The organism is Novosphingobium sp. HR1a (genome assembly GCF_015594425.1).
GTDB classification, from domain to species: Bacteria; Pseudomonadota; Alphaproteobacteria; order Sphingomonadales; family Sphingomonadaceae; genus Novosphingobium; species Novosphingobium resinovorum_A.
The window spans coordinates 1-14,592 of the sequence record NZ_JABXWS010000040.1 but is presented as its reverse complement, the minus strand read 5'-3'; the positions used below and the strand labels follow the sequence as shown (position 1 = coordinate 14,592).

10 protein-coding genes and 1 riboswitch are annotated in these 14,592 nt (G+C 68.2%); of the genes, 3 read left to right on the top strand and 7 right to left on the bottom strand.

Features of this window, described 5'->3' with window-relative positions; all coding sequences use genetic code 11:
* Positions 1-75: 75 nt before the first annotated feature.
* From cobO to HWN72_RS09345, 5 genes are all read right to left on the bottom strand, one after another.
* Positions 76-684 carry a cob(I)yrinic acid a,c-diamide adenosyltransferase gene (gene cobO, locus HWN72_RS09365; protein ID WP_211150118.1) on the bottom strand — a complete coding sequence of 203 codons (609 nt, stop codon included), beginning with the start codon at positions 682-684 and terminating at the stop codon, positions 76-78.
* Between the two features lie 2 nt (positions 685-686).
* On the bottom strand, positions 687-4,523 hold the full coding sequence (cobN, locus tag HWN72_RS09360; protein ID WP_211150128.1) for a cobaltochelatase subunit CobN: 3,837 nt from the start codon (positions 4,521-4,523) through the stop codon (positions 687-689).
* Positions 4,524-4,755: 232 nt separating this feature from the next.
* Positions 4,756-5,805, bottom strand: a complete 1,050-nt coding sequence (gene cobW, locus HWN72_RS09355; protein ID WP_211150117.1) for a cobalamin biosynthesis protein CobW — start codon at positions 5,803-5,805, stop codon at positions 4,756-4,758.
* A gap of 184 nt (positions 5,806-5,989) precedes the next feature.
* Positions 5,990-6,232, bottom strand: a riboswitch (cobalamin riboswitch).
* Between the two features lie 39 nt (positions 6,233-6,271).
* A complete protein-coding gene (gene fahA / locus HWN72_RS09350; RefSeq protein ID WP_211150116.1) occupies positions 6,272-7,576 on the bottom strand; it encodes a fumarylacetoacetase in 1,305 nt (434 codons plus the stop codon).
* A gap of 147 nt (positions 7,577-7,723) precedes the next feature.
* Entirely contained in the window at positions 7,724-9,025 is a 1,302-nt protein-coding gene (locus tag HWN72_RS09345) for a HAMP domain-containing sensor histidine kinase (RefSeq protein ID WP_211150115.1), read from the bottom strand.
* 286 nt (positions 9,026-9,311) lie between these two features.
* Here HWN72_RS09345 and HWN72_RS09340 point away from each other — a divergent pair, with 286 nt between their 5' ends.
* Both HWN72_RS09340 and HWN72_RS09335 read left to right on the top strand, forming a co-directional pair.
* Positions 9,312-9,947 carry a Dabb family protein gene (locus tag HWN72_RS09340; protein WP_211150114.1) on the top strand — a complete coding sequence of 212 codons (636 nt, stop codon included), beginning with the start codon at positions 9,312-9,314 and terminating at the stop codon, positions 9,945-9,947.
* A gap of 16 nt (positions 9,948-9,963) precedes the next feature.
* Positions 9,964-10,266 carry a putative quinol monooxygenase gene (locus tag HWN72_RS09335; protein ID WP_211150113.1) on the top strand — a complete coding sequence of 101 codons (303 nt, stop codon included), beginning with the start codon at positions 9,964-9,966 and terminating at the stop codon, positions 10,264-10,266.
* A 126-nt stretch (positions 10,267-10,392) separates the two neighbouring features.
* Here HWN72_RS09335 and HWN72_RS09330 read toward each other — a convergent pair whose 3' ends face one another.
* Positions 10,393-10,914, bottom strand: a complete 522-nt coding sequence (locus tag HWN72_RS09330) for a DUF6438 domain-containing protein (protein WP_248005905.1) — start codon at positions 10,912-10,914, stop codon at positions 10,393-10,395.
* Positions 10,915-10,924: 10 nt separating this feature from the next.
* Positions 10,925-14,128 (bottom strand): autotransporter domain-containing protein, encoded by a 3,204-nt coding sequence (locus HWN72_RS09325; protein WP_211150112.1) that lies wholly within the window; start codon positions 14,126-14,128, stop codon positions 10,925-10,927.
* On the opposite strand from HWN72_RS09325, the gene HWN72_RS31795 reads away from it, so the two are divergent.
* A partial coding sequence (locus HWN72_RS31795) for a DUF559 domain-containing protein (RefSeq protein WP_309141560.1) occupies positions 14,057-14,592 on the top strand: 536 nt, incomplete at its 3' end. The genes HWN72_RS09325 and HWN72_RS31795 overlap by 72 nt on opposite strands.

Genomic DNA, 14,592 nt, shown 5'->3' with positions numbered 1-14,592 from the left:
CCGCGCGCGCCGCGAACGTGCGCCCAAAGACAGCCACCGGTCCCGGATCAAGTCCGGGACGACGAGAGGCGTGCATCAGAACTCGATCCCCGTCTGCGCCTTGACGCCCTGCTCGCGGAAGGGGTGCTTCACTAGCGTCATTTCCGTCACGAGATCGGCCGCGTCGATCAGCCCCTGCGGCGCATTGCGTCCGGTCACGACGACGTGCTTCATCTCCGCACGCGCGGTGAGCACCTCAAGCACTTCCTCAAGGGGCAGGTAGTCATAGCGCAGCACGATGTTCAGCTCATCCGCCAGCACCATGTCGTAGGCTGGATCGGCAACCATGCGCTTCACCTCGTCCCATGCCTCGCGGGCAAGGGCGATGTCGCGGGCACGGTCCTGGGTGTTCCAGGTGAAGCCTTCGCCCATGGCCTTGAACTCGACGTTGTCCGGGAAGGCATCGAAGACGGCCTTCTCGCCGGTGGTCATCGCGCCCTTCACGAACTGGACGACGCCCACCTTCCTGCCATGCCCGATCATGCGCACCACCATGCCGAGCGCGGCCGTGGTCTTGCCCTTGCCCTTGCCGGTGTTGACGATCAGCAGGCCCTTTTCCACGGTCTTGCCCGCCATGATGCGGTCATGCGCGGCCTGCTTCTTCTTCATCTTCTCGGCGTGCTGTTCGTCGGTGCGTTCGGCCATCATCATGCTCCTGAGACTTGGGCGAGCAGCAGGCCCGCGCTGTTCGATCGGGGTTTCCAGAGGCCGCGCTCCAGCGCCTCGGCCAGCCGCGCGGCGGTTTCGCGAAGCGCGGCGGGGTTGGCCTGCGCCATGAAGTCGCGCACCGCCTCATCCTCGATGAAGGCCGCGTGGACGGCGTCGAAGTGGTGGTCCTTCACCGCGCTGGTCGTCGCGGCGAAGGCGAAGAGGTAGTCCACCGAGGCGGCGATCTCGAACGCGCCCTTGTAGCCGTGGCGCATGACGCCCGCGATCCATTTGGGATTGGTCACGCGGCCCCTTACGATGCGGCCGATTTCGTCCGCCAGCGTGCGGATGACCGGGCGTTCGGGGCGCGAGTGATCGTTGTGGTAGCTGACCGGCGCGCGGCCCTTCAGGTGCTCGACCGCAGCGGCGATGCCGCCCTCGAACTGGTAGTAGTCGTCGCTGTCGAGCAGGTCGTGCTCGCGGTTGTCCTGGTTCTGGACCACCGCGTCGGCCTGGGTCAGCCGCGCGGCGTAGAGATCGCGTTCGGCATCGCCCTCGATCCCGGCTCCATAGGCATAGCTGCCCCAGTCGAGGTAGACGTTCGCGAGGTCGGCGCGGTCATGCCACAGCTTCTCGTCGATCATCGCCTGCAGACCGGCGCCGTAGGCCCCCGGTTTCGAGCCGAACACGCGGGCTCCGGCGCGGCGGGCGGCGACGGTTTCGTCCTGCCCTTCAGCGGCGAGCATCGCGGTTTCGGCGCGGTGGCGGGCGGCGGCGGGGTTGTCCTCGGCGCTTTCCTCCAGCGCCATGACGGCGCGGGCGGCGCTGTCGATGAGGTCCATCTGCTCGGGGAAGGCGTCGCGGAAGAAGCCGGAGACGCGCAAGGTCACGTCCACGCGCGGGCGGCCCAGTTCGGCGAGCGTCATCATCTCGAACCCGGTGACGCGGCCCGAGGTCCACTCCCAGCGCGGGCGCACGCCCATCAGCGCGAGGGCCTGCGCGATGTCGTCGCCGCCGGTGCGCATGTTGGCGGTGCCCCATGCGGAGAGCGCGATGGCGCGCGGATACTCGCCCTCGCGCTGGAGGTAGTCCTCCACCAGCAGCTCTGCGGAGCGCTGGCCGAGATCCCAGGCGACGGCGGTGGGCACCGCGCGGGTATCGACCGAGTAGAAGTTGCGCCCGGTGGGGAGCACGTCCGGGCGGCCGCGCGTGGGGGCGCCAGAGGGTCCGGGCAGGACGAAGCGGCCGTCGAGCCCTGCGAGCAGTGCGGCGCTTTCAGCGGGGCCGCAGGCGTCCACGCGCGGGGCGAGGTCGGCGGCGATGGCGTGGAGGACGGCGGCGGTGCGCGGCAGGTCGTCGTCCCGGACTTGATCCGGGACCGCTGGCAAAACTTGGGGCTGGACCTTGCCGGGCGCGCCGATGAGTAGGCTGTTCACGGCCAGCGGTCCCGGATCAAGTCCGGGACGACGGGATACCCATTCCGCCGCCAGCAGTTCCAGCCGCTCGACTGTATCACCCAGCGTGCGCCAGGGCTCGTCCGATACCGCCGCCAGCGCCTCCGGCCTCGGGCCATCCCAGCGGTCCGCCATGCGGCAGTCGAGCGGGTCGAACCCCAGCGCGAAATCCTCGGCCATCGCCCGCAGCAGCGAGGCTTGCCCCGGCCCGTCATACCCGCGCGGCGTGCGTGCCAGCGCCACCAGCAGATCGCGCCGCAAGCGCCCCTCCGGCGATTGCCCGAAGACATGCAGCCCGTCGCGGATCTGCAGTTCCTTGAGTTCGCACAAGTAGTTGTCGATCGCCGACAGCGCATCGTCGCCGTCACCCTCGGCCCCGGCGTCCTTGTCCAGTCCCTGCGAGCGGGCCAGGTCGATGATGTCGCGCCGTAGCCGCTCCAGACGGCGCGGGTCCATCCCGGCGGCGAGGTAGTATTCGTCCACCAGCGCCTCGAGGTGCTTGAGCGGCCCGTAGCTTTCCGCGCGCGTCAGCGGCGGCGTCAGGTGATCGATGATGACTGCACCGATGCGGCGCTTGGCCTGCGTGCCCTCGCCGGGGTCGTTGACGATGAAGGGGTAGAGCTGCGGCAGCGGCCCGGCGCAGATCTCGGGGAAGCATGTCGCAGAGAGCGAGATCGCCTTGCCGGGCAGCCATTCGAGATTGCCGTGCTTGCCCACATGCACCAGCGCCTGCGCGCCGAACTGCCGCTCCAGCCAGACGTGGAAGGCGAGGTAGGCGTGCGGCGGCGGCAGCGCCGGGTCGTGGTAGGTTTCCTTGGCGTCGATGTTGTACCCGCGCGCCGGCTGCACCGCGACGCAGACATTGCCGAAGCGGTGGACGGCAAGGCGGAACGCGCCGTCCTTCACGAAGGGATCGGCAGAGGGCGCGCCCCAGCGCTCCAGCATCTTCGCGCGTGCGCCTTCGGGCACCTCGGCGAAGGCGGCTTCGTAGTCGGCCAGCGGCAGCGAAATCTCGCGCCCGTTGTCTAATGGGGGTCGATCCAGTGATGTGAGGTCGTTGGTCACCCCGCCGGTCATCAGCCGCATCAGCGCCTGCCCGTCCTCGGGCGCGCCGCCGGTATCGTATCCGGCGGCACGAAGGCTGGAGAGGATCGAGGCCGCGCTGGCGGGCGTGTCGAGGCCGACGCCATTGCCGATCCGCCCGTCGCGGTTGGGATAGTTGGCGAGCACCAGCGCCACCTTGCGCTGCGCGGGCACGGTGCGGCGCAGGCTCGCCCAGTTGGCGGCGAGGTGGGCGACGAAGGCCACCCGGTCCGGCGCGACGCGGGGGACGACGATGCCGCACTTCGTCACGTCGTCGAAGCGTTCGGCCGCCTTGAAGGCGACGGCGCGGGTGAACAGGCGGCCGTCGAGTTCGGGCAGCGCCACGTTCATCGCCAGATCGCGTGGGCCGAGGCCGCGTGCGGCGGCCTGCCAGTCGGCCTCCTCGACACCCGCGAAGGCGACCTGCAGGATCGGGCAGTCGGCGCGTTCGAGCACCCCGCCGACGCGCGGCTCGCCCGAGGAAGAGGAGGCGAAGCTGGTGGCATTGACGATCACGTCGGGCGCAATCTCGGTCATCAGGCCGCCGAGCCAGTCGATCGCGAAAGGCTCTCGCAGCGCCCGGACATGGACGGCGGCGACGTTGAACCCGCGCATTTGCAATGCGGCGACCATCGCGTCCACGGCGTCGAGCGTGCCCGCGATCATCAGCGCGCGGTAGAATACCAGCAGTACGACAGGGCCGTCGGGACGCCATGAGGCGCGCAAGTCGGCCAAGCTCGGCCGGTCCACGCCTTGCAGATAGAGCCCCGCGTCGGCCACCGGCACCGGGTCGTCCGGCTGGCCGCAGTCCTCGCCGATCAGCCGCGCGGCGGTGCGGAGGAACGACAGGGCATTCGCGCTGCCGCCCTGCCGCAGATAGTCGCGGAGGTGCTCGACCGTCTCGGCGGGGAGGGTGGAGGCGACCGTCAGCGTCGGATCATCCTCGCGCCCGTCGGCGATGGCGGCGAAGGCGATGCCCTTCTCGCGGGCGATCAGGGCGATCTCGTCGATGCCGTAGGGCCAGTAGCTCTTGCCGCCGAGCAGCACCACGCAGACGAATTTTGCGTGGGCGATCACCTTCTCGACGTAGAGATCGACCGAGTAGGGGTGCCGCAACTGCAGCAGGTTGGCGAGGCGGACGCTCGGCGCGCCCTCCGGCAGCCCTGCCGCCGCTTTGGCGAAGCAGGCGAGTTCGCTGTCCGCCACCGTCAGGATGACGACGTCGCCCGGCGGCTGGTCGAGGTCGATCGCCTCCTCGCCGTTGGAGATCGTGCCCGGGGTGGCGGAAAGCAGGTGCATCAGGCGGCGCTCGCCGGGCTGACGGCAGTGCGAACCGCCCTGGATTGCTTCACCCGCTGCGCGGGTTCGCAATGACGGAGGAGGGGGGGAAGCCGCAGATCTTCGTTCAACGCCGGTTCGCCTCCCCACCGCTCGTCATTGCGAGCGCAGCGAAGCAATCCAGGGCGGTTTGCGCGGCTCTGGATTGCCGCGCTACGCTCGCAATGACGAAGGTTGGGGTACATGGTTGTGCTTACGCCGGGACCGAACCTAGCACACCCGCCAGCGCGGCTTCGATGGCCGCGCGGTCCAGCCCCTTCTGGCCGATAACCACCAGCTGCGTGCGGCGCGGTTCTTCGAGCTTCCACGCGCGGTCGAAGAAGTGCTGGATGCGCGGGCCGACGCCCTGCAGGACGAGGCGGCTGGGCTTGCCCGCCAGCGCCACCATGCCCTTCACGCGCAGCACGTCATGCGCGGCGATCTGCTCCCTGAGGCCCGCCAGCAGCGCGTCGAGGTCCGCGATTTCGCCGCCGTTCAGGATGAAGGTGTCGAAGTCGTCATGGTCGTGATCGTCGGCCAGGCCGTCGATGTGCGACTTGCGGCTGTCGAGGTCGTCCTCGGCCGCCGCGACGATGCCGAGCAGCGCGGCGATATCCACCGCGCCGTGGTCCGCGCGCACGATCTTGACGCCCGGGCGCGTCTCGGCGGCGACGGTCTTTTCCACTTCGGCCAGTACGTCCGCATCGACGAGGTCGGTCTTGTTGAGAACGACCATGTCGGCGCAGCCCAACTGTTCCTCGAACAGTTCCTCGAGCGGGCTGTCGTGGTCGAGGTTGGGATCGGCGGCGCGGGCGGCGGCGAGTGCCTCTTCATCGGTGGCGAAGCGACCGGCGGCGACGGCATCGGCGTCGATCAGGGCGATCACGCCGTCCACTGTCGCGCGGGTGCGGATGTCCGGCCACTGGAAGGCCTTGACCAGTGGCTTGGGCAGCGCGAGGCCCGACGTCTCGATGATGATGTGGTCGGGCGGCGTCTCGCGGTCGAGCAGCTTCTGCATCGTCGGCAGGAAGTCGTCGGCCACGGTGCAGCAGATGCAGCCGTTGGCGAGTTCGAGGATATCGTCCTCGGGGCAGGCCTCGTCGTTGCAGCCCTTGACCAGTTCGCTGTCGACGCCAACGTCGCCGAACTCGTTGATGACGAGGGCGAGGCGGCGGCCCTTCGCGTTCTGCAGCAGGTGGCGGATCAGCGTGGTCTTGCCGGCGCCGAGGAAGCCGGTGATGACGGTGGTGGGTACTTTGCTCAAGGCTCTCAACTCCCGCGCCGGCGACTTCTCGCGGCGGGGCGTACCGGCGCTTTCGCGCCGGCGCGGGGCAGGGGCGACGGACAGGCGCGAAGACGCCCGGCGACCTGCTCCGCCGCGGCCCCGGGCCGCATGCGTGTCGTCGCTCAGACGGTGAACCGTGCCGCGGCCATCCCCTGGACCAAGGCAAGAGCGACCAGACGCCGGCAGGTCTCCTGGCTCGCGGGTCACAGCTTGATGCACGGCCTTCCCGAAGCCTCGCATGTCGCAGCGTCCGGCCTCAGTGGCTGCCCGTCCCGCTGGGGACAGGCGATGTGCATCGCGCTCGCCGCTTACAGTTGCAGGGACAGCTGCGGATTCGAACGGCGAACCGTTCCCACCGCCTTCCCTTTTAAGCCCCTTGCGGGGCACCGGCGCGATCTTGTTCCCGGCGGATACCGGGAGGCAGGGGTGGGCGCAAGTGTTGGTTTCAGCGTGCCGGAAGGATGCGGGCGCGGCATTCTCCGAAACCGATGGAAACGAAGCCGTCAGCGGCGGCGGTGGCGGTGATGGAGATTTCGTCGCCGTCCTCCAGGAACGTGCGGGTCTCGCCACTGGCCAAGGTGAGGGGCGACTTGTCGCCCTGCGACAATTCCATGAGGCTGCCGAAACCCTCTCGCTCGGGAGCGGAAATCGTGCCGGTGCCGAGCAGGTCGCCGGGCGTCAGGTTGCAGCCGTTGGATGCATGGTGCGCGACCATCTGGTTCACCGTCCAGTACATGTTGGTCGCCGGGCCGTGGCTGAGGCGATGGGGCGGAAGCCCGGCCTTGCGCATGGCCTGCGTGGTCAGGTGGACCTGCAGCATGACGCCCAGCGCGCCGTGGGCCTGATCATCCGCGTCAGACAGATAGGGCAGGGGCTGCGGGTCGCCTTCCGGTCGGGGCGGCTGGGCCGCGCGGAAGGGCGCGAGGGCTTCGGGCGTGACGACCCATGGCGAAATCGTCGAGTGGAAGTTCTTCGACAGGAACGGGCCGAGCGGCTGGTATTCCCACCCCTGCACATCGCGCGCGGACCAGTCGTTGAGCAGGCAAAAACCGGCGATATGCTGCGCAGCATCGGTGATCGGAACAGGCTCGCCGAGGTCGTTGCCGCGGCCGATCCAGACGCCCATTTCCAGTTCGTAGTCGAGCCTTGCAGTCGGCGCGAAGATCGGCGCATCGGCCTCGGGCGGCTTGCGCTGGCCGGTGGGGCGCACGACCGGAACACCCGAGGGACGGATCGAGGACGCGCGGCCGTGGTAGCCGATCGGCACGTGCTTGTAGTTGGGCAGCAGCGGGTTGTCCGGGCGGAACTGGCGGCCGATGTTGTTGGCGTGATGAATGCCGACATAGAAGTCGGTGTAGTCGCCGATGCGCGTGGGCAGGTGAAGCATGCAGGCTTCGACCGGGTGCAGCAGGGGGTCGATTACCGGCCGCCTGGCTTCGTCGCAGAGCAGGTCGGAGAGGGCATGGCGCAGGGCGCGGCGGTCTTGCGCGGGAATGGCCAGCAGGCGGGCCATGCTGGCGTCGCTGCAGATTTCGGCGAGGTTCAGCGGGATGAGTCCTGCCGCCGCCAGCGCGCCGAGGTCGAGAATCCGGTCGCCGATTGCCACGCCGATCCGAGTTCCCGGCGTTTCAGCCATCGAGAACACACCGAAGGGCAGGTTCTGGACCGGGAAGTCGCGGTGGCCGTCGGCGCTTTCGACCCAGCTTTTGCGCGCAGGGTCATGGGTTTCGTCGATGGTCCACCAGTTCACAGGTCGCTCTCCATATTCTCTCGTCGTCCCGGATTTGATCCGGGACCGCTGGCCGTGAACAGCCCACCCTTCGATGAGTGCAGACCAGCAAGGTCGCATCTAAAGACCGCCAGCGGTCCCGGATCAAGTCCGGGACGACGATCTTCGTCAACCCATTGGCGGCTGGGGCACGTCCAGGCGCGCGATCAGGCCGCCTTCGGGCGCGGCGGCGAAGGAAAGCTGGCCGTCGAAGCGCGCCATCAGCCGGTGCGCGGTCGGGATGCCTAGGCCGAAGCCCTTGGTGTCCCGCGCCCGCGCCGCGTCGAGGCGGAAGAACGGGTCGAGGATCGCCTCGAAGTAGGCGGAAGGGATGCCCGGCCCGGAATCGGCGATTTCGATGCGCCAGTGTCCTTCGTGGCGGAGCACGGCGACCTGAGCCTCGCCGCCGAACTGGATGGCGTTCTCCACCAGCGCCGCCAGCGCCAGTTCCACCGGCTCGCGGAAGGTCCGGGCGAGGGTGGGGACGGAGGCGTCGAAGCGGGCGCGCGTCCCGTAAGGATGCAGCACGTGCGCAACCACTTCGGTGAGGTCCAGCGTCTCGGGCTCGGCGTCGAGATGCTGCGCGCGCAGGAAGCGCTGCAGCGAGGCGAGCAGGGCCTCCATCTCGTCCACGCTGGCAAGGATCACCCCGCCCAGTTCGGCATCGTCGATGAGTTCCGCCGCGACCTTCTGGCGCGAGAGCGGCGTGCGCAAGTCGTGGCTGATCGCCTCGAACGACCTGGCCTGATCCTGCAGCAGCCGCGCGATGCGCTCCTGCATGAGGTTCATGGAGTGCGCGAGCTGGCGCAAGTCCGGGGTGCCACCCTCGGCGATGACCACTTGCCGGCCCCGACCGATGGCGTCGGCGGCATCGCTCATGCGGCGCAGCGGGCGGGTCAGCACGTGCAGCGCGGCGAGGCCGATGGCGAGGAAGGCCACCGTCGTCGCAAGCGTCAGCACCGTCGCCCGCAGCGCCACCGGCCACATCGCGTTGATATCGCGCGAGCGGAAGTTGAGCCAGTGCCCGTCCGCCAGCCGGATCGCGCCGACGAGATCGCACTTGCCTCCCGGCGGCCCCTGCATGGCCAGCCGCAGCGAACGCCCGCCGAGCGAAGGCTCCCACTCGATGATGCGCCGCTCGATGCGGATGAGGGATTCGTCGGTCGTGGCGGTCGCCACGCTGGGCGCATTGCCGACGGCGGCGGCGAGGTGACGCGTGCTCATGGTCGGCGCGGTCAGGCGCGGATCGGCGGAGTGGATGCGGTCGCTGACGACGAGCAGTTCGCCGATGCGGCGCGCGTGGTCCTCGTTCAGCGTCTGCCGGTCGATCGACTGGTAGAACACGAGGCTGGCAGCCAGTTGCAGCACGCCGAGCAGCATGAACACCAGTGCGACATAGACCGCGAAACGCGGCGCGAAGGGACGGGCCACCTCTTGATCCTCTCCTGCAGCATACCGCCCGGCGGCACGGTGCCGATATGCCTCTGCGGATTTTGCACACACCCGCCCGGCTCCCGCGTCAACTGGAGGAGGAGGTGTAGCAATGATTTGATACGCAATCGGACGGATGCGCAACGGTTGCCCGGAGGTAAGGAGCGCTTTTTGGCACCTGTTTTATCTGACAGGCATGGCCTGAAACCCGCCGCGCTAGTCTCTCTCCCGCAGCGCCGAGTCCCCGCGAACCAATCGCGGCGCGGGCGCGATAGGGGAGAGACCGATGATCCGTCACGTCGTGATGCTCAAGTTTAAGAAGGATGCCGATCCGGCCAAGATCGACCTCTTCATCGAGGAGGTGAAGAAATTGTCGCATCTCAACCGCGAGGTGCGTGACTACAGCCATGGCAAAGTCGTCCACACGCGCTTCCACTCGGGCGATTTCGACTTCGCCAACTGCTGCGACATCGACACTTACGAGGCCATGGAGCGCTACATGTCGCACTGGTCGCACTTGCGGATGACGCCGTTCCTGCCGGACATCCTCGAGAACATGATCTCGTTCGACTGGGAGATCGACTACCACGGACCCGAATTCGACGAGACGCTGGCTGCCGAGGAAGCAGAACGCGAGAAGGCGCGCGTGCTCAAGGTGCACGAGGACCCGGCCAAGGCCTACGTCCCCGAAGTGCGCGGCCAGACGCGTGAGCGCGCGCGCGAGATGTGCGCGGCCGCCGGTGTCACGCTGTCGGAGGACGAGGAGGAGATCATCGGCTCGGTCTGGGCACCGAACCGGATCATGTTCGTCACTCCCGATGCCGGGACCGAAGTGCCGAAGGGCTCCGAAATCCGCATCGGCATCACCGGTGACTGGCTGACCGGCCCTGCCGTCCCCGGCGGCGATGCCCCCGCCTGGTAACGAGAGGAAGCCTCAAATGATCATTCTTGCCGGACACCTGAAGACCGCCCCCGATCTCGTCGAAGACCTTGCCGCGACCTTGCGCGGGCTGGTCGAGCCGACGCTGAAGGAGGACGGGTGCCTCAACTACCATTTCGCCATCGATGATCCGGCAGCCGGGACGGTGCTGGTCTTCGAACGCTGGCGTGACGAGGCTGCACTGGCCACGCACCTTGCGCAACCGGCGGTGACGGCCGTGCTCGGCGGCTGGGCCGAACGCATCGACGTTTCCGGTGTGCGCAAGTTCGACGCCTCGAACGAGCGGGGGTTTATGGACTGACGGGGCGTTCCCTCGCTTCGTCGGCGTCCCTTCGTTTCGTCATTGCGAGCGCAGCGAAGCAATCCAGTGTGGCTCGAGACTGCCCTGGATTGCTTCGCTGCGCTCGCAATGACGAGTGAGAAGACCTCAGCCCCGGCTGTCGCCCGGCCAGGTCTTCTGCGCGGCCCATTCCTCGACGCCGAGGCGGCCGAGTTGCTGTTCAACCGTGCGTGCCATCGCAGAGCCTTCCGGCGAACGGCAGCCCATGTTGTACGTGAGCGCGGTGCGGCGGCTGTCCGCGCCGATCCACTCGATGGTCACGCTCGACATGTCGGTGGCGGCCTCGGTACAGGCGTGGGCACGCTCCTCGCCGGTCTGCGCACGCATCGGCGCGAGGGCGCGGCGCACGTCCTCGTACGTCGCGCGGCCGACCGAATGGGCGCGCTGGCCCAGCACGGCGGTATGCCGCTCGCCGGTGAAGTCCACGCGTCCGGCGGGCGTCACGGCCACCTTGTACACCGGGCAGAACCCGAAGCACGGACCGCGCGATATGCGCAATTCCTCCCCCGCCGGAGCGGGGGAGGAGGCGGCGCCGGGCCGCACGCGGGGGGCGCAGCTTAACAGCAGCCCGGCGCCCAGTACGATGCCGCAGAGGAGTGGTCCACGCATCGTCCTGTCCTTACCAGCCAATGGTCACGGAGCCGCGCAGCGCGAGATCGACCCGGCCGTGGCGATCCTCGGCCGAGAGTTCGCCGCCCATCGTGAAGCCCGAGGAGCCGCCGATCGCACGCAGGCGCGCGAACCAGCCGCTCGTCGCGCCGTCGCCTTCCAGCGTGAAGTTGTCCCCGCCCTCGAAGTGCGCGGTGGTCGAGCCGATGCCGCCATTGACGATCTCGCGCCAGCCGCCCTCGGTTTCCATGCGGAACCAGTTCTCGTCCCGTGCCTTCATGCCGAGGAAGTCGATGCCCACGGTCATGCTCGGGTTCACCGCCAGTTCGTCGCTGGTGCGCGAGGCGACGGTGAGGTTCAGCTTCTCGCCGCCGGTCTCGGAGTAGCCGTCTTCCTTCAGGCGGACGTAGTCGACCGTCACGCCCGGACGGAAGAAGAAGAACTGCGAGCCGCCCTCGATCGCCGCGCCGCCCGCGAAAGTGACGAACTTGCCGTCCCACTTGGCGTCCATGGTGCGGCGCACGGTTTCCGAACCGATGGCGCCGTAGAAGTTGCGCTCGCCGTCGAACTTGGCCGTGCCGACCGAGCCGCGCGCAAAGGCGCTGACCGGGCCGAACTTGGCGCGCCAGTGCGCCGCCAGTTCGAATGCGTCCGAGTTCACGTCGGTCAGTGCGCCGTTCTTGTGGTTGTTGTTGAGGTACGCGACGGTGCCGCCGAACTTGCCGAGGCCGGTGCGGTACTCGGCGGTCGCCGACCATGCATAGCCATTCAGCTTGTAGGCGGCGGTGTTGCCGGCCTTCCGGTCGCTGCCCCAGATCGCCATGTTGAGCGTGGTGGAGAAGCGGCCGCTCGCGGTGATCGGTCCCTGCGGGTCCTGCATCTGGCGGGCGAGGGCGCGGGTGCCCAGGCTGATGCCCTCGAAACCGCCGCCCGCGTGGTCGGGCAGCATCTGGCCCACGGCCGAGCGGAAGGCATCGCCGTTGGTCAGGCCGAGGAAGACCTGCTCGATCTTGTCGTCCTTGGCCAGCTGCTTGAACACCGCGTCATAAGCGGCCGCGCCCGAGCGGTTGAGGCCCAGTTCGCTGACCGTGCGGCGCGAGACGTCGACGACGATGGTGTTGGCCGCCGCGTCCTTGTCCAGTTCCGCCTTGAACATGAAGGGAACGAGGTCGGTGTTGGTGGCCAGCTTGTCGCGGCCGGTCAGGCTGCCTGCGGTCAGGACCTGGTAGGAGCCCTCGGCGGTCGAGACGTCGGCCAGGCGGATCGCCAGCTTGGAGCCTTCCGCGAAGGTGGCGTTGCCCGAAACGGTGTAGGACGAACCGGCACCCGCCGTCTTGTCGAGCGTGACGAGGACCATGCCGGTGCTGCCTACGTCGAGCGAGGCCATCGAGGCGGGCTTCCTGACGTCGAGCAGACCGCCCGACACCTTGACCGCCAGCTGCGAGGAATTGGTAAAGGAGCCGGAGAAGTACGCCGTGCCCGAGATGTTCAGCACGTCCGCGCCGCCGCCGAAGTCCATCGCGCCTTTGAAACCGCTGGTGCCCGCCAGCGAGACGGTGTCGGTGCCCGCGCCGAAGGTCACGTTGCCAGTCTGCACCGCGTCGCCCGAGAGGTTCAGCGTATTGTTGCCGGCACCGAAGGCGACGTTGCCGGTGAGAGTGCCGTCGGCAAGGTCGAGCGTGTCGTTGCCGCCCGCGAACCACACGTCGCCGACGATGGCGGGCGCGGTCACGCCCGAGGCCACCTGTGTCTGCCTGACGGTGAGGTTGCCGGTCGCGGCGCGCAGGTCGATGGCGATGTTGCGCGCGCCGTCCTTGGCGCCGGTGGCCGAGATGGTGCCTGCGTTCTCGATCAGGTTCAGGGTGCCGCTGGCGTCGACGATGGCCGTGGCCGAGCCCTTTTCGCCCGCGACCGCCTTGATCGTGCCGCTGTTGCGGATGGTCGGCAGGTTGCCGCCCGCGTCGACGCGCACGGCAGTCGCCAGCGCATTGTCGGCATTGCCCGATGCTGCGGCGATGTTGCCGGTGTTCTGCAGCAGCGGCGTCGTCGCGCCGGCGCCGATGCGAAGGGCCGTGGCGCTGGCACCGTTGGCATTGGCGACGACCGAGCCGGAGACGCCGATGCCGTTGGCAATCGTCACCGCGCCGCCGCGTCCGCCGATGACGAGGCCGTTGGCGGCCACGCCGGAGTAGAGGCCCTGGCCCTCGACCGACCCTTCGATGATCAGCCCGAATTTGCTGCCGGTATTGGCGACAGGGCCGATGGTGACGGCGTGATCGGTCGCGCCCACCTGCATGGCGGCGGCGCTGCCGTAGGAGACGACCTTGGCGGTGCCTTCCTTGCTGTCGTCGATGCCGTCGCCATCGGAGTCCGGCTTCGCGGGGTCGGCCTTAGGCGCGGCGGCGAGGATGATCCCGCCGGTCACGTTGCCCTCGACGATCAGCGCCGAGCCGCCCTGCAGCAGGTCGTCGGCATCGAGCTTCGACGGATCTGCGGGCGGGGTGGTGTAGCGATAGCCGGTGGCGGCGACCGTGCCCTGCACGACCATCGCGCCGTTGACGTCGCCTGCGAAGCGCGCGCCGATCGCGTCCTTGCCCTGCGCCGAGACGGTACCGGCAAGGCGCACGTTGCCGTCGATACCCTGCGCCGAAACGCCGATGGTGCGGTCGCCGACGACGGTGGTGGAGCCATCATGTGTGAAGGCGCCGGTCAGCTTGCCGCCAAGCTGGATACCCGCCGAATCGTTGCCCTCGACCACGATCTTGCCGTTCTGGGTGAGCTTGCCGGTGTGGTCGCCCTGGGTGCGGATGCCGACGCGGTTCGATCCCAGCGCGAAGGGACCGTCGAGGTCGCCGTCCTTGTCGGTGTCGGTCGGCGTGTAGGTTTCATCGACGGTGATCGTGCCGGTGTTGGTGATGTCACCGCTGGCGCCTGCGACCGAATTGATGCCGACTGCGCCGTCGGCATTGGTGATGGTGATGTTGCCCGCGTTGGTGACCGCGTGGTTGCTGTCCTGCGTGACTGCGGTGCCAGAGGTCAGGACGACCGAGCCTTCGGCGGTGATGTTGATGGCATCCGCCGCGCCGCTCTTGATGGTCGAAGTGCGGATGGGGGCGGTGAGCTTGGTCTTGACGTCTTCGGCATGCGCGGCGGTCGCGAAGGCGAGCACGGCGGTGGTGGCAAGCAGGGTCCTGGCGGTAAGCTGGGAAGGCATCTTCGTCCCTTTAAGGTCTGTAGTCTGACCCTTGAGACGGAGGCGCCGGGAGGCAGCCTTGGAAAAAAGTTCCGGCTTGCCGACATTTCATTTCGTGCCGTTGGGTTTCGGCGCGAAATTCGGCGGATGGCGGGGGTTGGACTTCGGGATACGGGCAGGGCGCGTTTGCTACGCGGACAGGCTACCGCAGCAGAGTGGCGGTTGTGGCGATATATTTCCCGCTCGGCGCTGGGGGCAAAATTCAGCAGGCAGATGCCGGTGGGGCCATACTTCGCCGACTTTCTGTGTCGTGAGTTATCGCTTGTTGTGGAGCTTGATGCGTACTCTCACGGGCTTCGCTTGGACTACGATGCTGCGCGGGATCGGTGGATGGCGGAGCAGGGCTATCGGGTGCTGCGCTTTTCCAACGAAGCGGTGTTCTGTCAGCTTGACGGGGTGCTTACCGTGATCCGCATGGAGATCGA

Excerpts from the sequence above, each read along its gene's own strand:
- cobO (WP_211150118.1), bottom strand. The coding sequence starts at position 684 with ATGGCCGAACGCACCGACGAACAGCACGCCGAGAAGATGAAGAAGAAG.
- cobN (WP_211150128.1), bottom strand. The coding sequence starts at position 4,523 with ATGCACCTGCTTTCCGCCACCCCGGGCACGATCTCCAACGGCGAGGAG.
- HWN72_RS09340 (WP_211150114.1), top strand. The coding sequence starts at position 9,312 with ATGATCCGTCACGTCGTGATGCTCAAGTTTAAGAAGGATGCCGATCCG.
- HWN72_RS09335 (WP_211150113.1), top strand. The coding sequence starts at position 9,964 with ATGATCATTCTTGCCGGACACCTGAAGACCGCCCCCGATCTCGTCGAA.
- HWN72_RS09330 (WP_248005905.1), bottom strand. The coding sequence starts at position 10,914 with ATGCGTGGACCACTCCTCTGCGGCATCGTACTGGGCGCCGGGCTGCTG.
- HWN72_RS09325 (WP_211150112.1), bottom strand. The coding sequence starts at position 14,128 with ATGCCTTCCCAGCTTACCGCCAGGACCCTGCTTGCCACCACCGCCGTG.